Raw genomic sequence first — 24399 nt, forward strand, 5'->3', positions numbered from 1 at the left:
CTCACAGCGTGAGATTCTCGGACGGCAGGCCCAGCGCCACGCGTCCATAATTGGTCCCGGCCGCGTCGAAATTGAACGCGAGATGCGAGTTGATCGCGTGCGCATCGCGGAACTGCCGCTGCAGCACCCCGGTCGTGAACAGGCCGCGCGCTCCACTCGCGGCAAACAGCATGGAAACCGCCTCGGTGCACAGATTCACCGAAAAGGCTCCATCACGCCGATATCTGGTTTTGGTCGCCATATCAGGAATACGACCGCACCGAGCGTTCTCCATAGCATCCAGGCAGGCCGAGCGCATGATCAGGCGTGCCGCGTCGATCTTCGCCGAGGCCTCCGCGATCTTGATTTGCGTGCTTTGAAAGTCGCTCAGCTTGGCACGGTTGTAGGTCGAGATGCGATGACGCGCGACCTCGGCATAATCGTCGAGGCACGCCTGCGCGTTTCCCAGCGCGACGCCGGAGAGGACGTAAGGAAACAGTGAGAACACAGGGAGCGCATACAGCGGATTCGGATTGACCTTGCTTCCCGGCGTTGGGCCCCCGGCGAGATCGCCGACGGCGACCGTCATGTAATCAGGCACAAAGGCGTCCCTGACCTCCACGTCGCAAGATCCGGTCCCACGCAATCCCGCGACATTCCAAGTATCGAGGACATTATAGTCGCCTTTCGGCAGCAAAAAGATTCGATACGCGATGCCGTCGGCTTCGTCGTCGGAGTAAACAACGCTTGCAAGCATATTCCATTCGCAGGAGGCGACGCCCGAGGAGAACGGCCAGCTACCATGCAGCCGATATCCACCCGCGACCCTCGTGGCGCGTCCGGCCGGAAAAATGAACGAGGACGCAATTAACACGTCTGGATCGCCGTCCCAGACCAGATCCTGCGCCTTCTGCTCGAACATGCCGAGCATCCAATGATGGCTCGCCAAATTGGCTAGGTTCCAAGCCACCGAGGCATCCGCCGATCCGAGCAGCTCGGCGCAGTCGATCAGGGCGACATAGTCAAGCTCCGCGCCGCCAATCCGTCTCGGTTGGAGCATCCGGAACAGGCCGGCGTCGTGAAGATCCTTTTCAGTCTCCGGCGGAAGATGCCGTAGCTCCTCCGTCCGCGCCGCCCGCTCTCGCAGCCTTGGGAGGAGCGCCCGGGCCTTCGCGATCATTGCCGCATAGGCGCGTTCACCGGCTTCCAGTCCAGCGGGCTCGCTCATGCTCGGCTCTCGACCAGGCGCCATTCGTATCCCTCGCTTTCACACAGTTATGCGGCGGGACCTTCGCCAAATCAAGTCGAGGCCGCACTCGCAGTGCGCTCGCGCGGTACCTCGGCCGGACGAAAAAGCAGGATCGCTCGCGCGAGCATCGCAAAGCGGCGATCCGCGGGCATCGCCATACCTGCCCGGAGGCGGCCAACGGCCTAGCTCAAATCGGTCGAAGGCTTGGCCGATCCAAAGGCACCCTTTTCGGCGAACTCCGCGATGCGACGTTCGTCGTAGCCGAGCGTATCGTGCAAGACTTGTTTCGTATGTTCACCCAGCAGCGGAGCAGCCACGGGATCAATGGCCCCAGTCAGGCTCATCGCAATTGGCGGCTCGATGTTGGGCACCCATTCTGCTGTACGATGCGGAATCCGGCTCAAGCGATGGCGCTCGCGCGCTTCCGGCGCATTGAACCCCTCCTCCACCGTCCGGAGATAGCCGACCGGGATATTGGCCAGCTTCATCTTTGCCATCCAGTTCTCGAGGGTATCGCTTGCAAAGACCTCGGCGATAGCTGCCCGCAGGAGCTCCTTGTTCTCGGAGCGCGCTTTCCGCGTCGCAAATTGCGGATCGATAATCAGATCGGGCCGGTTGAGCACCTCGACCACGAGCCGGCGATAGAGCCGGTCGTTGGCGCAAGCCATGTAGAGCGGCCCATCGGAAGCTTCGTAGACGCCCACGGTGGGAGATCCGCTCGGCGAATTGCCAAACCGGCCAGGGTTCTCGCCGTTGATCAGATAGGCCATGCCGTAGAAACCGGTCATCCCCATCGCAATGTCGAACAGAGCGACCTCGACATGCTGCCCGCGACCGAGCCGGTCCCGCGCCAGTAATGCCAGCAGGATGGCGTTGCAGGCAGACATTCCCGTGGCCATATCTACGATCGGCGGACCGGTACGGACCGCCGGGCCGTCGGCAAACCCGTTGAGCGACATGAAGCCACTTTCCGCCTGCGTGATGGGATCGAAGCCTGGACGCGCAGCGAACGGTCCGGTGCGCCCATAGGCGGAGATCGAGCAATAGACCAGCCGTGGATTTAGCGAAGCGACAGATTCATAATCGAGGCCGAATTTCTTCATGACCCCGCTGGAAAAATTTTCGACGACAACGTCTGCCTTGCGGATCAGGTCGAGCGCGATCTCGCGAGCCTCCGGCACGGTAAGGTCGAGCACGATGCCGCGCTTGTTGCGGTTCAGGCTGAGATAGGCGGCACTCTCTCCACCGATTTCGGCGTGCTCATAGGCTCGTGTGTCGTCGCCGCCGTCAGGGTTTTCAATCTTGATGACTTGCGCGCCGAAATCAGCAAGCGTCTGTGTGCAGGCCGGCCCAGCGACGACACGCGTAAAATCGACGACCAGCAGACCATCGAGTGCAGTTGGCCCTCCCCTCGCCCGCGACGCACGTTCCGGCAACTGAGGCTTGGTAGGCATTGATAGCGCTCCTTTACATCGGCTTATCGCCGCCGAATTTCCTGCAAGATCGAACTTAAAGCCCGGCGCCACCGACTTCGCAAGTGTTTCACCTGTATCGCCTGAAAGCGCAACAAAGCCCAGCAGCCATCGGGCTGCTGGGCCTCTCAACATTCCGCGCATGTAGTAGGCTGCGCCACATCTCTCACGGGCCATTCGATGTTGCAGGCCGCGTTCCGCATCACGGGAAACGCCGCTCACCGCTCATCTCAGCCACTTTTGCCAGTAAAGCGTATGCGACCGGGCCCAAGGCATCTCGGGCTCAACCTCGATCCGTAGTACGGAGACGTCGCCGCCGAGGAATCCTCACTTACCCAGCACGACCTGGACGCCTAACAAGACGGCCCCCATCAGGCCGGTGGCGATGACCGTGATGACAGCCTTCAACGTATACAGCTGCGCCTGGTCCACGCTTTTCCGCCATCGCCGCAGGTGTTGGAAGTCTGCCCTGAGCTCTTTCCGATCGTCATCCTCGATTCCAAAAGAAGCCAGCGACGACGCCACTGCCTTCGATACGATCGCATCGATGCTTTCTTGCTGGAGGCTGTGCTGCTCAGCCAGCGTCTCGGCAACAATGGCCTTGATTTCCTCGTCCACCATCTTCACTGCTTGATGATCCTTGCAGCGTTCTCGAAGCCGCGTTTGACGAAGTAGGGGACCACGAGATTGGCCGTGATTCCTGCCAGAGCATCCGCGGATGCCAAAGCCGAGGACCTTGTCCCAGACCAGGAGTTTTGCGAGATGTAGTGCCGCGCGATAGACCATCGGCTTGTCCGGCTTTTGCGAGTGCCCGATCTCGGCTCCTGGAGATCGCAGCGGCGTGAGCAAGGAGCGCAGCGCCGCGCGGGCCAGCACGTTCGCGCGTCCAAGGCCGGCTACGGTGCGGACGGGCGGCACGCTGAGCGGCGCTTCCTGAACACATGCCAAGCGAGCGCGTCGCCATAATGTGGGCCACCATCCGATTCTGGATCGAGAACTAAAAACCCACGGCAGATAATTTCCACGCGGGTGAACCAAATTGGTCTCAAGATGTCATCCTACCGGTGTGTTTTGCCTGACGTTTCAAACGAACAAATTCACGTAGCGTGCGTTTGGCGATCAGGAGGACGGGTTGATGACAGTTAAGATGACGCTACAAAAGACATCGCGAAATCTGCCGGGACCCAAGCCACGCATCGACACGGCGCGCGACACGCAAGAGTCGATTATTGAAGACGCTGGCGAGACAGAGGACAGCGGTCGCGACCTCGTGCACGGCGACGGCGGAACCATCGACCTCCCCACGAAATCCAGCGATTTGTCGAAGGACGATTAGGGGCACCGGCGGCGCGCGTTTGGATGATGCCATGCGGCTGAGGTTTTGCCCGTCGTGTCAAACGTCCGAAAATGCGACCAGAGCTTGCCGGGAACCTACCTGACGAGAGGCGCGTTTAGTCCTTCGTTGGAAGGAACTTTCGTTCGATGAGTCACACTGTCCTGGTTGTTGACGACGACCCCGCCGTCCTCGACGTGATCGTCGGCATGCTGGAGGATCTTGGCTGCCAGGTGATCAGTGCCCAAAACGGTCCGAATGCGCTCGATCAGCTCAACGAGAACCAGGACATCTCCATCCTGATCACGGACATCAATATGCCGGACATGGATGGCCATGAACTGGCCGAGTTGGCCAAACGGGTTCGCCCCGAGTTGAAGGTGCTTCAGCTGTCCGGTCGCGAACCCCGGCGCGGCGGCCTTCCGATGATCAGGAAGCCGTTCTCGTTTGAGGAACTCGCCGACATCATGCAGCGAACCGCCGGCATTTTCTGACGATTATGTTCAAAAGAAAACCCGCAGCGGATTGCTCCGGCGCGGGCTGAACCAAACTCTTTCGATGATGCCATTCTGCCAGTGTTTTGCCCGACGTGTCAAACACCGTCGAGGGCAAGACGACGAAACCCCTCCTCTCAGCTAGATATGTGGTGCGCGAGGGGCTTGCTTCAAGTCCCCGTCCCTGCCGTAGAACTCGTGGCCCAGCCGACACATCGAGGGGTCACGCCATGCCTGTATTGCTTCCCAGGTCCCGTTCACACCAGCATGTGCATCGCGCCGGCGCGAGGCCGCCGCCATGACCGATCATGCCGTGGTGATCGCCGGCGCTGGCCCAACTGGTCTGATGCTGGCTGCGGAGCTCGCGCTCGCCAATGTCGACGTCGTTGTGGTCGAGCGGCGCGCGAACCAGGAGCTGGTCGAGACGCGCGCCGGCGGATTGCACGCCCGCACCCTCGAGATCCTCGATCAGCGCGGCGTCGCCGATCGCCGCCGCTGGCGCCACAGCATTGCTGGCCCAGGCTGGTCAAGCCGCATTGCAAAGCGCGCCATTCTTTCCTGTGTCAGAGCTGCAAGGTCTACTCAGGATCTCGCGGTTTCGAATCGCTCTTGTCGTCTCAGCTTTGGTCTATGGCAGCCATGCTGTGCACAATGCGTTTGCTGTGATCAGGTGGAGACAAGCCGACATTAGCACTTCCGCGATTAACTTCCTTTGGTCCGAGGCGGTACTTGCTGAAGTGTTGGTGTTCATGCTCGCCGGTCCAGAACTCCTCGATCGGCTTGGGGTGCGTAGTGCGGCCGTTTTGGCGGCTATGGCGGGAGCCATTCGCTGGTCTGTAGCCGGCGTAACCACCTCGGTGTTGCTGCTCTCAATAATACAGCCGTTACACGGCTTGACATTCGCTTTGCTTCACCTCGCTTGCATGCGGATGATGAGAACCTTGGTCGCACCAAGTGTTGCCGCAACTGCACAAGGTCTTTATGCATTTGGCTCGGGCGTGGTCACGGCTGCACTCACCTTCGCGTCTGGTGCACTCTACGTCTCGTGGGCCGGGGCCGCGTTCTTTCCCATGGCAGCCCTCTGCGCCGCAGCGCTCCCATTCGCCTGGTTTGGCTTCGCCAACGGGGAGAGATTGATCCGTCGGTCGTGCGAGCGCAGACAGGACTTACGAATGCCGCCTACTTCCCCTGGCTGCTCCCCGCTTCTCGCGGATCGCCGGTGAAATGCATGCGGCGTCCGGTCCGTTACAGCTGCGTCTTCACGACCTCGTCGACGTCCGGCACCGCCGCTGCCGGGAACGAGCGGCAAGATGCCGCGTTGCATCGCCGTGCGCGGATCAATGCCCGATCCCTTGTTGGCGCGCGCCGATGCCGCCCTCCTCGAAGCCGAACGGCTTCGGCTCGCCTTCATAAGGGAGCGCGCGCTCGCCCAGGCCTTTTGCGCGTATGCCAGGCAAATCCGCGCGCTGCAAACCGGCCTGCTGCCGACAGTCGCGATCGCGCCGACGGTCAGCGCTCGTCCTCCGGCGAAGAGCTGGGCTCGCGGGGGAAGGGCTCATGTGTCCTACGGCCCAGAAACGTGTCCGGCACCGGCTGCTTCAGGATCTCGCACGATCGCGCGACGAGGTCGCGAATGTATGCACTCTGCCTCGCGATAGCGGCAGCCTCGTCGTGAATGCGGCGCGTATGATTGTCATTATCTGGCACGGCCGTGCTCCCTTGCTTTGCAGGCGGGAGCGCGCTCGGTCTCTCAGCCACCGACGCCTACGGACAGAGCCTTGGCCGGTGATGGCGGTCAACGACCTGAGGCTGCCTTTGTTCAAAACTGGACATTACAAATTGCCTGCACTCAAGATGAGTAAGTGGCACAAAGCACTGAACTTGCACTCGAAAATTAGCTCGCGCAGCATATCAAAAGATACAGACTCTCCGCAGCTGCAGGCGTAGGGTTAACCTATCACCGCAAGGTTCGTGGCATTTATCGGTGATGAGAACGCCTGATTGCGCTCCCGCCCTACTTCGAAACAAGGGAGATGCGCCATGCGAACGCGGCGACGCTTCAAACAAAGCAAGACACTTTCCGAACGGCTCGCAGACGAGGCCGCGCGCTGTCGCGAGGAAGCCCGCGCGCTGGCGCCGGGGCGCCGCCGCGAACTGCTGCTGCGCAAGGCGCGGCAGGACGAGACCGCCATGCAGATCGATGCCTGGCTGCATTCGCCCGGCCTGAGGACCCCGACATGACCGATCACTGCCATCAATATCGCGCTTACCTCGTCGGCGATGACGGCGTCTTCCGCTCCGCCGAGGCGTTCGAGGCGGCGTCCGACGCCTCCGCCCTCACCTTCGCACGGCAGTTCACCCGCCACGGCAAGGTCGAAGTCTGGCAACTCGGCCGCAAGATCGCCGTGCTGGAGCCCGATCAGCCGCTGCCGACCGCGCACACGCGTCAATGATCGCGCGCGTGCGATCGCGTCGTGTAACTCTCGATGGCGAACGAGAACGTCACCTGCATCACAGGACCGTCGGAGTCGCGAACGTCGATCGCCATCGTCTGCCTGTTGCCTGTCAGGGGCGCGGAGAGCACGGCATCGCGCGCCATGTCGGCCAGCGACCTGGCGGCTTCGGCCTGAACGGCGCGAGTGTTGGCCAGTTCCAGCCCTTCCTCGTCGAGCGCTAGACCCTTCTCGTCGCGAAGGTCGAAATAGTATCGGGGCATCTTCGCAATCCTTTGCCTTGATAGACCCGGGCGGGCAAAGGTTGCTCGGCGGAACGAAGAAAATCGATTGAATCGACGGGTGGTTCCGGGCGCGAGGGCCCGTCAACCCTCGGCGCCCACGCGCTCCTCCGCCAGCTTTCGTGCAATGTAGGCGTCCACCGTCTCCGCGAACGAGCGCTGCACGCCGACCGCGGCCCTGTGCTGGTCGCTTGCGTCGCGCTGAAGCTCGCACAGGCCGCGTCCGCGCGCGCCAGCCGGCGTGATGGCAAGATACTGATCGATGGCATTCTCGGCGAGCGGGATCGCCTGGGGGTCTCCCCTCGCGATCAAAAGACGCAGGAGGCTCTGGCAGTCGGCCAAACCCGACATGGGTTTCGCGCCTCACCCGCGCGAGGATTTCGGCTTCGGCTTCCTGACCGGCTGAGTGTGGGTGCCGAACAGCGCCAAAAGCAACGCGACTTCTTCCTTCGAACCGATTTGGATCATGATTTTCTCCTTTTCGATCCGTTGGTCGAGGCCCGCGGCTGAGGAGTTCAGGACAATCGGGTTTCAGGACTGTTTCAGCGGTGTTTCGTGAGCGGGCTTCACATCGTCTCCCGCCTGCTTGTGTGCACAATGGGGCGCTGATCCCCGCGAAACGGTGCTGCGGCACTTCGCATCGTCGAACCGACCAACCAATCCGAATCTGACTTGTTTGTCGCCGGCGCATTCACTCGCAGGAGACAAAAACATGTCACGTCTAACTCTGCTGGCGGCAACCTTGTTGCTGCTCGCATCTGCGCCTGCGCGCGCCCAGTCGCAGCCCCTGGCAAAGCGGGCCGGGAAACAAGCCGTCAACAGCTCCGATCAGAACAACTCGAACGCGCCGTTCGCGGGCCGCAACAGCCTCGCTGACGGACAGGCGAAGTCGCGGATCGAGGGCGCGGGATATTCCAATGTTTCCGGCCTGCAGAGGGACAATGAAGGCGTCTGGCGTGGGAAGGCCGACAAGGCCGGCACCAAGACCGATGTCAGCGTTGACTTCCAAGGCAACGCGAACCCAGCGAAATAAGGAGCAAACAGCATGACGATCACCGTCTCTCGTCTCTACGACAATTATTCCGATGCCGAGCGGGCCGTCACCCGGCTCGAGAGCGCCGGCGTGCCGCACTCCGATATCAGCATCGTCGCGAACAATTCCGACAATTGGTGCGGCTCGTCGCGCGGCAAGGTCGACCGTGACCGCGACGGCCTCGACGATCGCGCTGAAGGCGCCGGCACAGGTGCCGGTGTCGGCGCCGGCCTCGGCGGTGCGGCAGGCCTTCTCGCCGGCCTCGGCCTGCTCGCCATTCCCAGTCTCGGACCGGTCGTGGCTGCGGGATGGCTCGCCTCCACGGCTGCCGGCGCGGCCGCGGGCGGCATCGTCGGCGCGCTCCCCCAACGGCGTCTCCAGGGAAGACGCCTCGCGCTACGCGGAGGGCGTTCGCCGCGGCGGCACGCTCGTGATTTCGCTTCGGCGAGCTACTTCTCTCCCCGACTCTTGTTTTTAGGCTCATGTACGTGATGAACCGTCTTAGGTGAGCGTCAGGTGCGACGTAAATGGTGCAAGGTTATTTCCGGCGGGCAATTGAGGCGCACGGGAACGACGCTCGAGCCCGCACCAACGGAAGTATAGCCGGTCATATCGCCGTATTGCCAAGGCCCGGCCCCCATCCGTCTTGGCAGCACCGCCTCGAGCTTGATTGGAATGGATCCGGGGAGACAAATCTGACCGCCGTGGGTGTGTCCGCTCAGCATGAGATCAAAATTGGCATGGGCAGCCTGGCGATAAACCTCCGGTGTGTGAGACAACAAGATCGAGAATTGACCGCGGGGTATCGAGAGAGCGGCTTTTTCGATGTTATCCACTCTGTAGAAATGTGCATCGTCGATTCCCGCCAGATAGATCCGTTGGTCCCTACGAACGATTGTTTCGCATTCATTGAGCAGCACGCGAATGCCCATGGCTTCGAGCCCCGGAACCATCTGAATCGTATCGTGGTTGCCGAGCACCGCGTAGATTGGCTGTTTCAGATGATTTCCCAATCGCGCGACACCATCCAGCGCGGGCTGGAAGGGCCCAAAAGTCCGACCCCGATAATCGCCAGTCAGGACACACACATCGTACTGCATGCTGCTAACGAGCTCGATGAGTCTGTTCATGGCAACTTCATTCATATCCACGTGAAGGTCGCTAATGTGGAGAATGGTGAAGCCCTCAAAGAGGGGCGGTAATTTCTCGAACCTCAAGTCATTCCGCCTGACAAGAATGCGTTCTGCATTCTGGCGTGCACGCCAATAAAGTCCCGTTGCCCGCAGAACATTTCGAATGATCCACTCGGCCCAGGATGAGTTTTCGAGGTGAAAGAATGTGAGGCCCTGGCCAAACACCTGAGCTTCATGATCTCGCTCAATTCCCAATCGCTGGCGGGCGTGGAGCGGCCCGAGGCGGATCTCGAGTTTGCGCAGAATCTCGTCGTCCACCAGCTAGCCCCCTTGATCGGCCTTCAGGTAGATATAGCGTATTCCGATGAGGCCAGAATCAGCCCGACCCTGGCGGATGCAACTATAAGCTAAGCTGAAGAAATGCAACTTGTGCATATTCTGCAATTGTTGGTTTTAATGACGTTGGCGAACGGCACACCGATCGTTGCGAAGAAGATTTTTGGCTCGCGTTTTTCCTTTCCGCTGGATGCCGGCACCACATTTTTTGATGGCCGGCCGTTGTTTGGGCCATCGAAGACCATCCGCGGTATCTTGATTTCATTCCTCGTCACGACAGCAAGCGCTCCTCTTATCGGTCTGGATCTGACGATTGGTGCAATCGTAGCGGTTGCGGCTATGGCGGGCGATTTGTTCTCCAGCTTCGTGAAGCGCCGCCTAAACTCTCCGCCCAGCAGCCAGGCACTCGGGCTCGACCAGATTCCCGAATCCGTATTTCCGATGCTGGCATGCCGCGGCGCACTTTCATTGACGATCGCAGACGTCACGCTTGGCGTCGGGATCTTTTTTATTGGCGCGGTAATTCTGTCTCGTTTTCTATTCCGGGTCCACCTGCGCGACGAACCATATTAGCCCGCCGTTAGCCCGAACGAAGGCAGTGCAGGGTGATTTCTGGTGGACAGTTGAGGCGAACAGGAACGACGCTCGATCCAGCACCGACAGAGGTGTAGCCGGCCATGTCATGATACCGCCAAGCTCCTGCCCCCATCCGTCGAGGCAATACTGCATCAAGTATGATCGGAATAGATCCTGGCAGACAGATCTGCCCGCCGTGCGTATGCCCGCTCAGCAACAAATTAAAACCGGCATGAGCCGCCGGATGATAGATCTCCGGTGTGTGTGACAGTAAGATGGAGAACTCGCCAAACGGTATCTGCAACGCAGCCTTTTCGATATCGTCGGCCTTGAAGCAATGAGCGTCATCGATTCCGGCTAGGTAGATTTGCTGATCGCCGCGCACGATCACCTCGCTCTCGTTAAGCAGTATATGTATTCCCATGGCTTCCAGCCCCGGAACCATTTGGATGGTATCGTGGTCGCCTAGAACCCCATAAACGGGCTCCTTTAGATGAGCTCGCACTCGTGCAACGCCGTTCAAGGTAGCCTCAAACGGTCCACGATTCTTCCCCCGATAGTCCCCGGTTAGGACACATAGATCGTAGCGCATGTCACCGACGAGTTCGATAAGGCGCTGCATGGCAGCTTCATTCATATCCACGTGCATGTCGCTGAGGTGGAGTATGGTGAAGCCGTCGAAAAGCTGTGGCAGCTCCTTGAACACAACATCATTCCGTTTGACGAGAATACTTTCTGTATTTCGGCGTCCGCGCCAGTAGAGACCAGTCAGCTTGAGTGCATTTCGGACGACAGAGTGGACCGGATACCAGTTCTCTATGTGAAAGGAGAGAAGGCCGTGGCCGAAGATCTGCGCCTCATGAACCGTCTCGATAGCCAATCGCTGTCTCGCATGGAGCGGTCCGAGGCGGCCCTCCAATTTGTGTAGGATATCTTCGTCCATGGAACGAATTCCTCCGCATCGGCTCAACCTTCCATGGGAGCACCAGGGCTTGCCAACTCTTCAGGATATTCCTTTCGGCTGGCTGCTTGGCAGCACAAAATCCTGGAAGATCTTCCGGCTTTTTCTTATAAACCTGCTGAACGTGGCTCGCCGCACCTGCGTCCCAGGCCGGTGGCTTTTTGTATTTAATTCCGGAATTTTGCGCACGAACCAGGAAGACCGGTCCCGGAGAGAAGGTTATAGACTTTTTGGTACCCCACCTTCTGTTCATTCCAAGCTCTCTACTTACTTCCTCTCGATCTCTCCCGGCCTTGCTTGGTGGATGAAGGTTAGAGCAGAGGACATGGGCGAGAAATCCCGACGCTTGCGCATCGAGATCCTTCCCGTGCCCTCAGCGAGCTTGCTCGGCGGAGCCAGGCCGTCGCGTTCGGACCCTGCACATGCGATGGCGCTATGCAGGTCGCGTCTACTTGCGGCGATCTCCATCTCGGCGGCGGCGGCCCTCACGCTTAAGGACGGGTTTGCCTTGGCTGCATCCCATGGTAGGCATCTATCAAAGCGCACCGCCACCGCCACCGCCCAAAACCTTCGAAAGATAGCCAAGCTGATCCCGATCCCCACCCCGATGCCCACCCCGAGCCTCGCATAGGTCGGTAGAGCAGTTCGGCGACGTTGCGACGGAGCTACTACAACGAAATACTGCCGGCCTTTTTCAACAGAATCGGTCAAATTCGGCAAAACTCAAGGTGAGCATCGTAGGTCTGGTTTCGGGCGGATAGCGTCCCAACGCCGGCGCGAATGGGTCAATGCCCTGAGCCGCGTCGGGACAAATTGGCACTCCCGTCAAACTTTATCTAAATCCGGCACATCGGATTTGGCGGAATGAAAGCTCTTCGCGCCATGCTGGGACATGTCGCTTTGCTCCCGTTGCGAAGGACGCAATCGGGACAGATTCGGAGAGACCACCGATGTATTACGTCGCCGCTGCATTGCTGGGGCTGTCGGGACTGTTCTACTCCGCGGGCCGTCACGAGCTCGGCCAATTCGGCGCAGACGTGTGCCGCTATGGCAGCGCGTTCTGCGACAATCCGGTGCTCGTCTTCGCGGGCGCAGCGCTGGCCGCGGCCTGGGGCATGTTCGTCAGCATCAAATAGCACCCGGCCACGACTTGGCTTCCGGATCTGCGAGCAGGCCAAGCGAACACAAGAAATCGCACCGCAACAGAAAGCCCGCGGCCGGGGCGGCGCGGGCATCGGCTATTTCTGCGATGATGGCACTCTATATCTGTCTTGCCCGACGGGTCAAAGGGAAATTCGCATTATCAGAATCAAATCCTCATGGGCCCCGCTGCGGGAACTTTCCGGCTACAATCTGGCTTAATCGTTGACTTCGAAATTACGGAAGGCTCCCCTGTCGACCCGATCAAAACACCGCCCCGCCAAGCATGGCAGCGCCGACGCCTCGACTAAGTCCGTGCCGGTCCTGCTGAAAAGGCTGGGGCCGGGCCTGATCACCGGGGCTGCCGACGATGATCCGTCGGGCATCGCCACCTATTCGCAGGCCGGCGCGCAATTCGGCTACGGGCTGCTGTGGACGGTGTTTCTGACCACGCCGTTCATGATCGCGATTCAACTCGTCAGCGCCCGGATCGGCCGGGTCACCGGCAAGGGGCTTGCCGCCAACGTCATGCAGCTGGCGCCGCGCTGGGCGGTGCTCGCGCTCGTGTCCATGCTCGTCGTCGCCAACACGTTCAACATCGCGGCCGACATCGCCGCGATGGCGGAGGCGCTCGCGCTCGTGATCGGCGGGCTCCAGCACGAACACGCGCTGATCTTCGCGGCCGGCTCGACCCTGCTCGAGATCTTCCTGCCCTATCGCCGCTATTCGCCGGTGCTGAAATTCCTCACGCTGGCGCTGTTTGCCTATGTCGCCACCGCCTTCACCGTGCAGATCCCGTGGAGCACGGCGCTGCTCGCCGCGGTGTGGCCCAAGGCGAATGTCAGCGCCGACTATTTTCTGATGGTCGTTGCCGTGCTCGGCACCACCATCAGCCCTTATTTGTTCTTCTGGCAGGCCTCGCAGGAGGTCGAGGAGATGAACCAGGGCAAGCACGACAGGCCGCTGCGCGATCTGCCGAGCGGCGGCGATCCCGTGCTCGCGCGCATCCGGGCCGACACCATCTCCGGCATGCTGCTGTCCAACGGCATCGCCTTCTTCATCATCCTGACCACCGCAGCGGTGCTGAATGCCAACGGCGTGACCAAGATCAATTCGGCGACGGAGGCCGCCGAAGCGCTGCGGCCGCTCGCCGGCGACTTCACCTTCGCGCTGTTCGCGCTCGGCATCATCGGCACGGGCCTCTTGGCGATCCCGGTGCTGGCGGGCTCGGCGGCTTACGGCGTCGCCGAGATCTTCGGCTGGCGCGCCACGCTGGAGGCGAAGCCCGAGAAGGCGGTCGGCTTCTATACGATCATTGCGGCCGCAACCATCATCGGTTTCGGCCTCGGCTTCACCGGGATCGACTCGATACACATGCTGGTGTGGAGCGCGGTGCTCAACGGCATCGTCGCCGTCCCGATCATGGCGATGATGATGCTGATCGTCTCGAGTCGCGCGATCATGGGCCGCTTCAGGGCCCGCTCATGGCTAATCGCGCTGGGCTGGCTCGGCACCGCACTGATGGCTCTGGCCGTCCTCGCCCTGCTCGGCTCGTCCCTGATCGGCTGATGCGAGGGACGAAAGAGAGCCGGAAGAGCACGAGATCAACGTCGATAAGGCTACGGTGTCACGGGATTGACCGTCGGCGACGTCTTCGGCCCCGGCCGTGCTGGCTCGACCGGCGACTTCGGTTCGGTCGGAAGCACGGCAGCGCCCGCGGCGCGCGCAGCCTCCCCGGTGGTCGCGTACATCGCGATATGGGCCGGCTGGGTCTTGGCGCGGCTCCAAGGGCCGTGGTCGACGATCAGCATCGCTGCAATCGTCATGCCCGCCACGATCAGTGCGATCACGCCGGGATGACGAAGCGCCGTAGAGATGGAATCCGCGAAACGATCAGCCGTCATCATCATCAGAAGCGTCCGCAATTATCCTATGGTAGGTTAATTCAGTTGCGCCCCCCTGGTTCCCGTCCTGGCTCCGGTAAGTTCCCGGCCAAGGCCGGGGAGACACACCTCCTTTCATGGTTCAAACCGGTTTCACTCGCCCGGCGCGATGGCATTGCTCGGCGTCGGCCGGTCGGTGATCTGCTGACCGAACAGGCTACCAATCAGTTCGACCGCGGTACGCGCGGTCCGGCCGCGCTCGTCGAGGAACGGATTGAGCTCGACAATGTCCACCGACCCCACCAGCCCTGAATCGTGCAGCAGCTCCATGATCAGATGCGCTTCACGATAGGTCGCGCCACCGGGCACCGTGGTGCCGACTCCCGGAGCCACGCACGGGTCGAGAAAATCGACGTCGAAGCTGACATGAAGCACGCCATCGCTCGCCTTCACGCGCTCGATGACGCGCCGGATCAGCACGGCGACGCCGAATTCGTCGATCTGGCGCATGTCGATGACCCTGATCCGGCGCGCGCGCATCAACTCCTTTTCGAGCTTGTCAACCGAACGCGCGCCGAACAGATCGAGCCTATCGGGGTCGATCGAGGCGCGCGGATCATCGCCCAATAATCCGTCGAGGCCAGGCTCCCCGCACAGGAACGCGGCCGACATGCCGTGCATATTGGCCGTGATCGTCGTTTCCGGCGTGTTGTAATCGGTATGGGCATCGAGCCAGAGCACGAACAGTTCGCGGCCGCGCTCCTTCCAATGACGCGCCATCGCATTGACCGACCCCATGGACAGCGTGTGATCGCCGCCGAGGAAGATCGGCAGTGCGCCGGTTTTCGCGATCTCATAGCCTCTGTGACTCAGCACGCGCGTCCAGCGCTGGATCTCGCGGTAGTGATTGGCTTTCTCGGGCGGCTTGTCGGCGAGGTCCCGGACCTCGGCCACGGAAAGATCGCCGTAGTCGACGACGTCAAAATCGAGGCTCTCGAGCAGTGTCGCAAGGCCCGCGGTGCGGAGCGCAGCAGGGCCCATCAAGGTACCGCGCTGCGAAGCTCCCATGTCGATGGGAGCGCCGAGCAAGGCGATCCGCCGGGTTCGATCCGTCACGGTCCGATCGGTCACCGCAATCTCCTGACGTCAGCAAGGCTACCGTCAGCCTAACAGAGATTCGCACCCGTCGTTTCCCGGGGAGGTCCGCTGTGGGCATATCATCCCGGAACAAAATCCCGCGCGCCGAATTGCCATCCAAGGCCGGCACCCGCCGTAAACGTAAACCACGGCGCCTGTCGCGGATAGCCAAAGGTCGTCAGACCCGCTGTTCAAAACGAGCGCTCGCGCGGATAGCCAAAGGTGCCGGCCTCCATCATCGGGCCTGGAGATCGCACGCTTGAGCACGGAGATACCGCAGTCCAATCCCCAACCCGGCATGGCCGAACGCGCCATCGATGCAGCGACGGATGTGTCCCGCACGATCGGTGAAGTCGCCGGAGGCCTGCATGCAGCGGTCGACCGTCTCACCTCTGCGATCGAGGATGCGCGAAAGCCGGGCCGGCCGCTCTCGACGGTTGCGGCGATTACGCGCGAAGCGCCGCTCACCAGCCTGTTCGTTGCCTTCCTGTTCGGCGTCGCGGTGGCGCGCCGGCGCTAGCGACTTTACCGGATAGGCGCCTGTCTAGGCGGCGCTGACGATGGCGCCCTCGATCGTGAGGAACTGCCGTTCGAACGCCTCGGAAGGCATAGGACGGCCGAAGAAGTAACCCTGCCCTTCCGCGCATCCCATGCTGATCAGGAAGTCGGCCGTGGCGCGGTTCTCGATGCCCTCAGCTACGACCGTGAGCCCAAGCTGCCTGCTGAGACCGATGGTGGAGCCGACGATCGCGGCATCGTCGGAATCGGTGAGCAGGTCGAGCACGAACGATCTATCGATCTTGAGCCCATCGAGCGGAAATTTCTTCAAATAGCTCAGGCTCGCATAGCCGGTGCCGAAATCGTCGAACAGGACGCGGACGCCGAGCTCCTGGATCCGCTTGAACATGTCGAGCACCCGGGCCTCGTCGTGTAACAGGATGTCCTCGGTGACTTCGAGCTCGAGCAGCGAGGGGGCCAGCCCCGTCGCATCGAGCAATTCGGCAACCGAACGCGCGAGGTCACCGGAATCAAGCTGGGACGGCGACAGGTTGATCGCCACGCGGACCTCGTTGCCGGATATTTCCCAGGCGCGCGCCTGGCGGCAGGCGGTCTCCATCACCCAGTTCGCAATCCGCTCGGACAGGGCCGACGTGTTGACCACCGGCATGAACTCCGCAGGCGAGACGTAGCCGCGCACAGGGTGCCGCCAACGGATGAGCGCTTCGGCTCCGACCAGGCTGCCGTCGACCAGACGAACCTGGGGCTGGTAGAACAGCTCGAACTCGCCGCGATCCGCGGCAAGCGCCAATTCACTCTCGAGCCTTAGCCGGTTCTCCAGCTCCTGCCTGATCGCACTCTCGAAGATCAGGTGGCTGCCGCGCCGCGTCAGCTTCGCCTTGGTCAGCGCAAGGTGGCCGTTGCTCAGGAGATCGTCAGCATTGCGTCCGCCGTCGGGATGGACGGCAACGCCGACGCTGATTCTGACCCGGTGCAGCCTTGTGCCCGTTGCGAGCGGCGTTTCGAACGCGCGCGCGATTCGCTCGGCGAACTCAGCAATCGGCTCGCTTGCGTCCGCGCAATCTAGCGCGACGGCATACTCGTCGCCACTGAGGCGCGCGACGATCGCCCCGGCGCCGGCCTCGGCCGTCAGGCGCTCGGCGACCGCCCGCAGCACGCGGTCGCCCGCGGCATGCCCGAGCATGTCGTTGATTTGCTGGAAACCGTCGAGCCCGAGCACGAGCAGTGCGACATTGGAAGACCGCTGCTCTGCCGCGGTGATCAGACTGGCGAGCGACGCATGCAGCATGTTGCGGTTGGCAAGACCTGTCAGCGCATCATGTTCGGCGAGATACCTGACGCGCTCGGCCTCGCGCTTGCGCGCCGAGATGTCGCGCAGGATCGCTCCATACTGGAAGCCGTCCGTTCCCTGCCAGCCTGAGAAGCTTGCCTCGACCGGGAATGTCTCGCCGTTCTTGCGTCGCCCTTCGAACTCGACGACGACGGCGCCACCGGGAACCAGGAGCGACTGGCGCGCGGCATCGTGCAAGGACGGCCTCGCGTCGCCGTCCGCAGGCACGGCGCACAGCGTTTCGAACGGGCGACCGATCATCTCGGCCGGCATGTAGCCGAAGATCGCGCTCGCGCCGGGATTCCAAACCGTAATCCGATGATCCTCATCGGTGCAGACGAGACCATCGCCCAGCGACATCGCGATGCGATGGAAGCGGCTCTCGGCGATGCGACCCAGGAGACTGCGGAAATCGATCTCGTCCAGCGCGATCGCCGTCAGATAAGCGATGATCGCGATGTGGAACAGCGATGTATCGATGACGAAGGGCCATCTCGCCTGCACAAGGGTCGCAACCAGTTCGATGGCAGCGCCGGCTGCGATCAGGATTGCGACGCGAAGTCCCGGTGCGAAGCGGCGCCACGAAGTGATCATCAAGAGGCAGATCAGGCCGAGGCCGAGCATCATGCCGGCATCGGAGGTCCAGCGCAGCATCCGGTTCTGGAGGATCGATTCCGCCGCGAGCGCCTGAAGGACGGGTCCAGAGACGATGCGGCCATTCGGAACGCTGAACCGGTCGCCCAGTTCGAGCGCCGTCGCACCAACAATGATCTTCTTGCCTCTCACCTTATCCAGGGTCGCGGCATCGCCGCGCAGCACGTCGACATAGGAGACACTTGGGATGGAAGCCGCCCGAATACTAAAATCGATCAGGAAGGGCGGCCGCCGATTGGCGTCCTGCCCAGCCAGCACGACGGCCATCGACGGCATCAAGGCGTCACCGAGCTTCTCGCCGAACGGATAACGGCGCACGAGTCCGTCGGATTCGACCGCGACATTGACGACCGCCGGCCAAGACTGGTTGCCGAACGGCTTCAGGGGATGATTGATGTGAGCCGCACCGCCATTCGGCGCCGGCTGCTTGAAGGATGGCAGGACGGTCGAGCCGCCGACGTCCCGAAGCGCTTTGACGAAAGCCTCGTCAGAGGCCGGATCTGACGGCGTGCTGAAATCGACGTCGAAGGCCACATCCTGTGCGCCGGCAGCTTCAAGCCTATGCAGAAGCTCCGCGTGCAGCTGGCGAGGCCAGGGCCACACCCCGATCTGGTCGATCGAGGGCGCGTCGATCGCCACTACGACGACATTGCCGCTGGCAGCACGCGATTGCCAAGCGAACCGCAGGTCGGTGAGCGCATTGCGGAGCGCGCCATGCCCCCCCGTGGACAGCACGACCGCAAGCGCGATCACGACCAGAATATGCGGCCGATAGCGTTTCACCTGATCCTCCCCCGCGCCCGCCGCTTCAACCGGCGAGCTCCCGTCATCCCCTAGGAAATCGCCTTAGTGCCTGTTGTAGCCGTGGCCGTTGCTGCCGTTACCGCCGCCACGCCCATCGCCGTTGTTGCCCCTGCCGTTACCGGTGGCGCCGTTGTTGCCGTTGCCATTATTGTTGCTGCCATTACCAGAATTGCCGTTGCCACCGGAGTTTCCGTCATTAACTGCCGCTGCGGCTATCGCTGCGCTTGCGGCCGACGAGGCACTGCTGCCAGCCGTTACGGCACCGCTAGTCGTTGCCGCGGTTTGGGATGCTTGCGTGCTGGCCTTGCCATCGCTCCAGACCGTCTCGGTAGTTGTGCTGGCATTCGCGCTGCGCACCTGTCCGGGGGCAACGGCGCTATGGGCAAGCCCGCGCGTGACCTTTTGGAAATTCAGCTTGACCTCACCGAGCGAGTTCGAGATGCGCACGACGCCGGCCTTGGGGGCGTGCCCGCCAGTCGCCTGATGCGATCGCATCGGCGAACCGACCATCTTGATCCCCTTGTCAATCGGACCGAGCGCATGGATCGCATGACCATTCGCGGCATTTTGCGGTGCAGACAGTCCCGATTTCGGCACGGGAATGCGCTCGATGGTGGAGGCGCGGGGCTTACCCTGCTCGATCGGATTGAACGCCCCCGCACCGCTCAGGCCGAGACCAGGCTTGCCATGTTCGAAGACGGTGGCCACTTGCCCCGGCATGACCTGCGCGATCTGTCCCGTCTTGAAGTCGGAAACTTCAACTTGGCCGCGGAGCACGCTGACCTTGGTGCTGCCCGCACCCACCGTGACGCTGAACTGCGTTCCCTTGACGACGGCGGCGAGGTAGGGCGTCTCGACCTCGAAATGCTTGACGTTGCGCTTCTCGACTCGAGCAGGATCGAACCCGCCCGCTGGATGATGGTGGTCGAGAGTCCCTCCTTCTTTTCGGCAGGCAAGCCGACGACCGAGTTGGGAGAGATCAGGATCGTTTCCTCGCCGCGGACGAGTAGCACGCGGCCGTTGCGGCCGGTGCGAATGGTGTCGCCAGGCTTGAGCGCCTCCTCCTGATTCAACGACACCTGCTGCGCGCCGTTGGTGGCGACCCAGACCTCGCCGGTGGCCTTGCTGACCGACCAGACGCCATTCTCCCCGCCGGATGCACCGGATGGCGTTCCAAGGATCAGCGCTGCCAGCAAGGCGCGCCACACTCCAACTCTACCGAACATGACAATCCTCAGTCCGCGTTACAGCCAGACCTGAGGCCTATCCGAAATCACTCAAGAGAAAATTAGCGCGAAGTGGCGAGCCAAGAAGCCGCATTAACCAATCATTGACCATGAAAAACTATGGAAAATCATGCAGCTAACGAACCCTTACCGCCTTATGGGCAAATCCCCGTCAAACTACGGAGACACGTTCGCTGCGCGTATTGAGAAGCGACACTTCCTTACGACATCGGTACTGCTGGCAACGATTTTTACGGGAATTCCGCAGTCCTTCGCGCAGCAGGCGAACCAGCCAGGCTTTAATCCGCGCCAGCCCGAGAAGTACTTTGAAAACCAAACCGAGCGGGAAACGCTGAACCGCCCCCCGGTCAGGCTACCGACGGTCGGCCAACCCAACACCGGCGGTGATACCAAGCCGCAATTCGTGCTGCGCGGAATCGACGTCGTCGGCGCCCACGCCGTCTCCCGCGACCGCATCGCTACAGCCTATCAATCCTATCTCGGAAAGAAGGTCTCGCAGGCGGATCTCGCCGCGATTGCCGGCGCGATCAGCGATCTCTATCGCGAAGCCGGATTCCACTTGAGCCGCGCGATCGTGCCACCGCAGGATATCGCCGACGGCCGCGTCCGGATCCAGGTGATCGAAGGCGCCATTGTGCAGGCCGAGCTGAAAGGCGACGGCGCCGAACAGTTCGGCGTAAGGTCGATGCTCGGGCCGGTTCTGGCCGAGCAGCCATCGCGCCTGGCAACGCTCGAACGCCAGCTGTTCCTCATCAACGGCAGGCCGGGCGTCCGGATCACCGACACCGCGCTGGAAGAGATTGGTGGAGCGACCGGCCGCTTCCGCCTGATCGTCTATTTGAAGACCTGGCACGTCTTCTCGTCGTTCGGCATGGACAATCTCGGATCTTCCTCGGTCGGTCCGTGGCAGACCTACGCGACCGGCGCGTTCAACTCCTATCTCACGCCCGGCGACACGCTCGCGGTCAATCTGTCGACCATTGCCAATGATCCGCGCGAGCTCGGTTTCGCGCGGATGTCCTATGACGCACCGGTCGGTGTCGATGGCGTGCGCCTTGGCGCTTCGATCCTGTACAGCGCAGTCCGGCCTGGCGATGCTCGTCGTCTCGACAGCGACATCACCACCACCGAGGCGTTCGAGCTGCGTGCCGGTGTCGTCCCATTGCAGTCGCTGTCCTCCTCGCTGACCCTGACTGCAGCGACGACCTTCAGCAATGTATCCGAGCACGACCTCTATGGCCCCTGGTACAACGACCACATCAGGACGGCGAGCCTGACTGCCGACTACAGGCTCCAGGATCGCTTCGGCGGCACCAATTTCGCTACGCTGAGCTACCGGCAGGGCCTCGACATCTTCGGCGCTTCGCATTTTGACGACGATCTGTTGTCGCGCGTCGGCGCGTCATCGAACTTCTCGGTGCTGAACCTCTGGTTCACGCGCTATCAGACGCTCAACGACGCCTGGTCACTCAAGCTCTCGGCAGCGAGCCAGACGGCATCGCGGCCATTGTTCACCTCGCAGCAATTCTATCTCGGCGGCGCCGCCTTCGGCCGGGGCTATGGCGCGGCCGAGATCAGTGGCGACAACGGTCTTGCCGGCTCGCTCGAACTGCGCTTCGATCAGAAGCTCAATTTTCGCGACTGGACCGGCTATCAACTCTACGCCTTCGGCGACGCCGGCGCGGTCTGGAACGACGGGTACCGCCTGAGCGACGGCCTCGCGCTGACCTCGGCCGGGGCAGGCGTGCGGTTCTTCCTGCCGGACGATCTCCAGGTCGATCTCGGCGTAGCCATTCCCTTGAGCTACAGGGCGCCGGACAACGAGCGCCGCAGCCCGCGCTTCCTGCTCACACTGTCGAGCGCGCTGCGGCTCTGCCCTGAACGAGGCAAGGCTGGCTGTCTCTAGCCCTTGCGCTTTGCCCCACAAACCTGCATGCGGCGCTTTTGCGGCTTGCTCACAGACTTGCCTAAATTTAACCCCGTAACTTGCTCACGATCGCTCGATCCGCGAGTTCCCATGACCATATTCAGCCAAAGGTGATTTGAGACGAAGCCATGAAGAGGGTGTTTGCAATTCTGGCGTTTCTCTGCGTCCTCGCCGTCGGCCAGTATTTCATCGTCAGCCGGTTCGCGATCCACCATGAGACCCTGCCCCTGTTCGACGCCTCGCGCCAGCGGCCGATCTCGGTCGACATCGCGGTGCGGCGTGACTATGAGACCAAAGCCAATCTCGGCCTCTGGAAGCTCCCGCTCGCCATCATCAGCAACGGCAACACCGTCAGGGCGACCGAATATTCCTTCCTGGCCAACGTGCTCGCCGCACGCGGCTATCTGGTTGCCAGCATCCAGCAAGATCTTCCGAGCGATCCGCCGCTGATGACCCATGCCGGCCAGAAATATGTCGGCCGGCGTGAAGTCTACATTCGCTGCGAGGCCAATATTCTGTTCGTGCTGGGCGAGTTGAAGAGGCGGCAGGAGAACGCCGACTATGACCACATCACCCTCGTCGGCCATTCCAACGGCGGCGATGTCTCGATGTATGTCGCCCATCAGCACCCGGAGCTGGTATCGAAGGTGATCACACTCGACAATCTGCGGGTGCCCTTCGTTATCAGCGATAATATGAAGATCCTGTCATTCCGCTCGAAGGATCCGCATTTCGTGACTGATCCGGGTGTGCTGCCGACGCCGGAAGAGGCCAGGGCGCGCGGCATCGACATCGTCCATACTGGCGCACAGCACACCGAGATGAGCGATCGCGGTCCCGACGCGGTCAAGGAGAAGATCCAGGCGACGCTCGACCGCTTCCTGCGTGACAGCGCCAGCAGTGCGCTCGCGCCGGCCGATACGAAGAGCCCGATGATCATGAACCCTGGCGACTATTAGCCGAACCCCTTTGCGGCAGATCAAGGCAGCTCCGAGCCGGCCACGATAGGAAGGGCCTCGCCATCTCGGAGAGGCACGTGTCGCACTATACCGAAAGTCTTGATACGAAGCGCCTTGATACGAAGAGCCTTGGGTTGCCCGCGGCAAGAACGCCGGCGTTCGTACGGCACTTTTATCGTTCGACCCGCAGGCTGCTGCGGTCGATCATCGCCCGCATCGATCTCTCGCAATTTCCGGGATCGTGTTGCGGGTGAGCGCGTCGGCCGCAAGCAAATGCATGAAGGTTGCCCGATGCACCGATATTTGAGCCGAATTTGCCTGTTGCTTGCCAGCGCCACCGCGGGCTTCGGCATGTCGCCTGCTCGCGCCGCCGATGCCGAGCACGGCGCCGATCTCGCCAAGCGCTGGTGCGCAAGTTGCCACGTGGTGGCGAGCGGCCAGACGCAGGCTAGCGCCGACGTCCCCTCCTTCGCATCCGTTGCGCGCCGGCCGGACTTCAGTCCGGAGCGGCTCGCTTTCTTCCTGCTCGACCCGCACCCGAAGATGCCGAACTTTCCCTTGAGCCGGACCGAAGCTGGCGACATCGCGGCCTATATCGGATCGCTGCACCAATAGAGCCCCCCGGTCAATCGCGAGCCTAAAAACTGCAAATCCCTGCCGGAAGACCGACAGGGATCAGCAGAAAGGATGATGGACGGCGAATGGGGATCCATTCGGTGGCCCATCATGGACCTGCACCAGGATCAGAATGCGCATCTCGCTGCCGCGCAAGATCAATTTGTGGGCATGCCGCACGGCACCGACAGAATCAGGACTTGTCCTTGCCCGGTTGCATGAAACTGCCGGTCATCTGGCGCATGTGGTCCCCGGCGCTGGTGAATTGACTGCGCAGGAAGTCGGACTGAATTCGCATTGCTTCCTGAAGGTCTGTGGCGTGAACGAGCTTGCGCGCGTGCTCGAACGCCGACTTCATGTTCTGTTCGGTGAAAGCGAGCGCCTGCTTCGACACGTCCGTCCCCGCGCCCGGGACGGACGACATCGATTTGGTGGCGGCTTCGAAAAACATGCCGAATGCTTTTTCCGCCTGGTCAATCGTCTTTTCGGCCAAGTCGCGCAGTTCGGCCGGAACTTCGAGTTTCGGTTCGATCATGGTCGCATTCCTCCCTTTTCTGACTGAATACCACACTTGCCGGATCGCCTTCCAGCGGCCAGCCCCCGCGCAAAGGTTGCCCCGGTGGGCCGATCTGGGAGGAAACGAGGGACGAGGTGTTGGCCGGCGCGGCCAGACTCAGGACAGGGGGTGTTCGGGAAGAGTTTCTTCGGTGGCGAGGTCTTCGACGAGCTTGATGACCTCGAAACGCTGCCGAGCCTCGAGCTTCAGGAACGCACGGAGCAAGCGCAGGCTTTCGACGGTGCCGCTCGCAGGCGCGCCAAGCTTGAGGTGCAGTTCAGCCGCGAAATTGAGGTTTTTCATCCCTCACCTATGACAAGCATCAGCC

27 protein-coding genes and 3 pseudogenes are annotated in these 24399 nt (G+C 61.7%); 16 read left to right on the forward strand and 14 right to left on the reverse strand.

What is annotated here, in order from left to right; translation table 11 throughout:
• Position 1 precedes the first annotated feature (1 nt).
• From LRP30_RS28040 to LRP30_RS28050, 3 genes are all read right to left on the reverse strand, one after another.
• On the reverse strand, positions 2–1231 hold the full coding sequence (locus LRP30_RS28040; RefSeq protein WP_128932555.1) for an acyl-CoA dehydrogenase family protein: 1230 nt from the start codon (positions 1229–1231) through the stop codon (positions 2–4).
• A 179-nt stretch (positions 1232–1410) separates the two neighbouring features.
• Positions 1411–2682: a CoA transferase gene (locus LRP30_RS28045; protein ID WP_164934531.1), complete on the reverse strand. Its 1272-nt coding sequence runs from the start codon at positions 2680–2682 to the stop codon at positions 1411–1413.
• 345 nt (positions 2683–3027) lie between these two features.
• Complete coding sequence (locus tag LRP30_RS28050; protein ID WP_128945049.1) at positions 3028–3327, reverse strand: hypothetical protein; 300 nt, start codon at positions 3325–3327, stop codon at positions 3028–3030.
• A gap of 508 nt (positions 3328–3835) precedes the next feature.
• Here LRP30_RS28050 and LRP30_RS28060 point away from each other — a divergent pair.
• The 4 genes and pseudogenes from LRP30_RS28060 (at position 3836) to LRP30_RS28075 (ending at position 5750) form a co-directional block, all read left to right on the forward strand.
• Positions 3836–4036: a hypothetical protein gene (locus LRP30_RS28060; protein ID WP_091889918.1), complete on the forward strand. Its 201-nt coding sequence runs from the start codon at positions 3836–3838 to the stop codon at positions 4034–4036.
• 146 nt (positions 4037–4182) lie between these two features.
• The gene (locus LRP30_RS28065) at positions 4183–4527 is read left to right on the forward strand and encodes a response regulator (protein WP_091889916.1); all 345 of its coding nucleotides are present in this window, start codon (positions 4183–4185) and stop codon (positions 4525–4527) included.
• A gap of 230 nt (positions 4528–4757) precedes the next feature.
• Positions 4758–5017, forward strand: a pseudogene (locus LRP30_RS28070) (FAD-dependent monooxygenase); the annotation flags it as partial.
• On the forward strand, positions 4902–5750 hold the full coding sequence (locus LRP30_RS28075; RefSeq protein WP_249756833.1) for an MFS transporter: 849 nt from the start codon (positions 4902–4904) through the stop codon (positions 5748–5750). The pseudogene LRP30_RS28070 and the gene LRP30_RS28075, both read left to right, overlap by 116 nt.
• Before the next feature lie 114 nt (positions 5751–5864).
• On the opposite strand, the gene LRP30_RS45030 is transcribed toward LRP30_RS28075, so the two are convergent.
• Positions 5865–5999: a hypothetical protein gene (locus tag LRP30_RS45030; RefSeq protein WP_256477625.1), complete on the reverse strand. Its 135-nt coding sequence runs from the start codon at positions 5997–5999 to the stop codon at positions 5865–5867.
• Positions 6000–6567: 568 nt separating this feature from the next.
• On the opposite strand from LRP30_RS45030, the gene LRP30_RS28080 reads away from it, so the two are divergent.
• Positions 6568–6768 (forward strand): hypothetical protein, encoded by a 201-nt coding sequence (locus tag LRP30_RS28080; RefSeq protein ID WP_128932551.1) that lies wholly within the window; start codon positions 6568–6570, stop codon positions 6766–6768.
• Entirely contained in the window at positions 6765–6980 is a 216-nt protein-coding gene (locus LRP30_RS28085; protein ID WP_128932550.1) for a hypothetical protein, read from the forward strand. Before LRP30_RS28080 ends, LRP30_RS28085 begins: the two co-directional genes overlap by 4 nt.
• Here LRP30_RS28085 and LRP30_RS28090 read toward each other — a convergent pair.
• Both LRP30_RS28090 and LRP30_RS28095 read right to left on the reverse strand, forming a co-directional pair.
• Positions 6974–7243 (reverse strand): hypothetical protein, encoded by a 270-nt coding sequence (locus LRP30_RS28090; protein ID WP_128938931.1) that lies wholly within the window; start codon positions 7241–7243, stop codon positions 6974–6976. The two genes, LRP30_RS28085 and LRP30_RS28090, sit on opposite strands and share 7 nt — an antisense overlap.
• Before the next feature lie 102 nt (positions 7244–7345).
• A complete protein-coding gene (locus tag LRP30_RS28095; protein ID WP_249756834.1) occupies positions 7346–7612 on the reverse strand; it encodes a hypothetical protein in 267 nt (88 codons plus the stop codon).
• Positions 7613–7973: 361 nt separating this feature from the next.
• On the opposite strand from LRP30_RS28095, the gene LRP30_RS28100 reads away from it, so the two are divergent.
• Positions 7974–8294, forward strand: coding sequence for a hypothetical protein (locus tag LRP30_RS28100; protein ID WP_128932547.1), 321 nt, complete (start codon positions 7974–7976; stop codon positions 8292–8294).
• Positions 8295–8306: 12 nt separating this feature from the next.
• Positions 8307–8727: pseudogene (locus tag LRP30_RS28105) on the forward strand (general stress protein); the annotation flags it as partial.
• Between the two features lie 79 nt (positions 8728–8806).
• Here LRP30_RS28105 and LRP30_RS28110 read toward each other — a convergent pair.
• A complete protein-coding gene (locus LRP30_RS28110) occupies positions 8807–9745 on the reverse strand; it encodes a metallophosphoesterase (RefSeq protein ID WP_128932546.1) in 939 nt (312 codons plus the stop codon).
• A 102-nt stretch (positions 9746–9847) separates the two neighbouring features.
• On the opposite strand from LRP30_RS28110, the gene LRP30_RS28115 reads away from it, so the two are divergent.
• On the forward strand, positions 9848–10336 hold the full coding sequence (locus LRP30_RS28115) for a CDP-archaeol synthase (RefSeq protein WP_249756835.1): 489 nt from the start codon (positions 9848–9850) through the stop codon (positions 10334–10336).
• Positions 10337–10343: 7 nt separating this feature from the next.
• On the opposite strand, the gene LRP30_RS28120 is transcribed toward LRP30_RS28115, so the two are convergent.
• Positions 10344–11282, reverse strand: a complete 939-nt coding sequence (locus LRP30_RS28120) for a metallophosphoesterase (RefSeq protein ID WP_249756836.1) — start codon at positions 11280–11282, stop codon at positions 10344–10346.
• On the opposite strand from LRP30_RS28120, the gene LRP30_RS28125 reads away from it, so the two are divergent.
• The 3 genes from LRP30_RS28125 to LRP30_RS28135 all read left to right on the forward strand — a co-directional run bounded on the left by LRP30_RS28125 (position 11281) and on the right by LRP30_RS28135 (position 14009).
• The gene (locus LRP30_RS28125) at positions 11281–11931 is read left to right on the forward strand and encodes a hypothetical protein (protein WP_249756837.1); all 651 of its coding nucleotides are present in this window, start codon (positions 11281–11283) and stop codon (positions 11929–11931) included. The genes LRP30_RS28120 and LRP30_RS28125 overlap by 2 nt on opposite strands.
• 319 nt (positions 11932–12250) lie before the next feature.
• Positions 12251–12436: a hypothetical protein gene (locus LRP30_RS28130; protein WP_091897192.1), complete on the forward strand. Its 186-nt coding sequence runs from the start codon at positions 12251–12253 to the stop codon at positions 12434–12436.
• Between the two features lie 319 nt (positions 12437–12755).
• The gene (locus tag LRP30_RS28135) at positions 12756–14009 is read left to right on the forward strand and encodes a divalent metal cation transporter (RefSeq protein ID WP_164934522.1); all 1254 of its coding nucleotides are present in this window, start codon (positions 12756–12758) and stop codon (positions 14007–14009) included.
• Between the two features lie 50 nt (positions 14010–14059).
• Here LRP30_RS28135 and LRP30_RS28140 read toward each other — a convergent pair whose 3' ends face one another.
• Positions 14060–14344: a hypothetical protein gene (locus LRP30_RS28140; protein ID WP_128937288.1), complete on the reverse strand. Its 285-nt coding sequence runs from the start codon at positions 14342–14344 to the stop codon at positions 14060–14062.
• Positions 14345–14476: 132 nt separating this feature from the next.
• Positions 14477–15454 carry an arginase gene (gene rocF / locus LRP30_RS28145; RefSeq protein WP_249756838.1) on the reverse strand — a complete coding sequence of 326 codons (978 nt, stop codon included), beginning with the start codon at positions 15452–15454 and terminating at the stop codon, positions 14477–14479.
• A gap of 265 nt (positions 15455–15719) precedes the next feature.
• Here rocF and LRP30_RS28150 point away from each other — a divergent pair, with 265 nt between their 5' ends.
• Positions 15720–15980 (forward strand): hypothetical protein, encoded by a 261-nt coding sequence (locus LRP30_RS28150; protein WP_249756839.1) that lies wholly within the window; start codon positions 15720–15722, stop codon positions 15978–15980.
• Between the two features lie 24 nt (positions 15981–16004).
• On the opposite strand, the gene LRP30_RS28155 is transcribed toward LRP30_RS28150, so the two are convergent.
• Together LRP30_RS28155 and LRP30_RS28160 are read right to left on the reverse strand one after the other, a co-directional pair.
• Positions 16005–18746, reverse strand: a complete 2742-nt coding sequence (locus tag LRP30_RS28155; RefSeq protein WP_249756840.1) for an EAL domain-containing protein — start codon at positions 18744–18746, stop codon at positions 16005–16007.
• A 63-nt stretch (positions 18747–18809) separates the two neighbouring features.
• A pseudogene (locus LRP30_RS28160) lies at positions 18810–19993 on the reverse strand (FecR family protein).
• 130 nt (positions 19994–20123) lie between these two features.
• Here LRP30_RS28160 and LRP30_RS28165 point away from each other — a divergent pair.
• The 3 genes from LRP30_RS28165 to LRP30_RS28175 all read left to right on the forward strand — a co-directional run bounded on the left by LRP30_RS28165 (position 20124) and on the right by LRP30_RS28175 (position 23515).
• Complete coding sequence (locus LRP30_RS28165) at positions 20124–21920, forward strand: POTRA domain-containing protein (RefSeq protein WP_249756841.1); 1797 nt, start codon at positions 20124–20126, stop codon at positions 21918–21920.
• A gap of 149 nt (positions 21921–22069) precedes the next feature.
• Positions 22070–22900 (forward strand): alpha/beta hydrolase, encoded by an 831-nt coding sequence (locus tag LRP30_RS28170; RefSeq protein WP_249756842.1) that lies wholly within the window; start codon positions 22070–22072, stop codon positions 22898–22900.
• Positions 22901–23191: 291 nt separating this feature from the next.
• A complete protein-coding gene (locus tag LRP30_RS28175; RefSeq protein ID WP_249756843.1) occupies positions 23192–23515 on the forward strand; it encodes a cytochrome c in 324 nt (107 codons plus the stop codon).
• A gap of 193 nt (positions 23516–23708) precedes the next feature.
• On the opposite strand, the gene LRP30_RS28180 is transcribed toward LRP30_RS28175, so the two are convergent.
• Both LRP30_RS28180 and LRP30_RS28185 read right to left on the reverse strand, forming a co-directional pair.
• Entirely contained in the window at positions 23709–24050 is a 342-nt protein-coding gene (locus LRP30_RS28180) for a phasin (protein WP_091897174.1), read from the reverse strand.
• A gap of 138 nt (positions 24051–24188) precedes the next feature.
• On the reverse strand, positions 24189–24374 hold the full coding sequence (locus LRP30_RS28185) for a hypothetical protein (RefSeq protein WP_130216251.1): 186 nt from the start codon (positions 24372–24374) through the stop codon (positions 24189–24191).
• Between the last annotated feature and the right edge of the window lie 25 nt (positions 24375–24399).

It is taken from the genome of Bradyrhizobium sp. C-145 (assembly GCF_023375135.1).
Lineage (GTDB): Bacteria > Pseudomonadota > Alphaproteobacteria > Rhizobiales > Xanthobacteraceae > Bradyrhizobium > Bradyrhizobium zhanjiangense.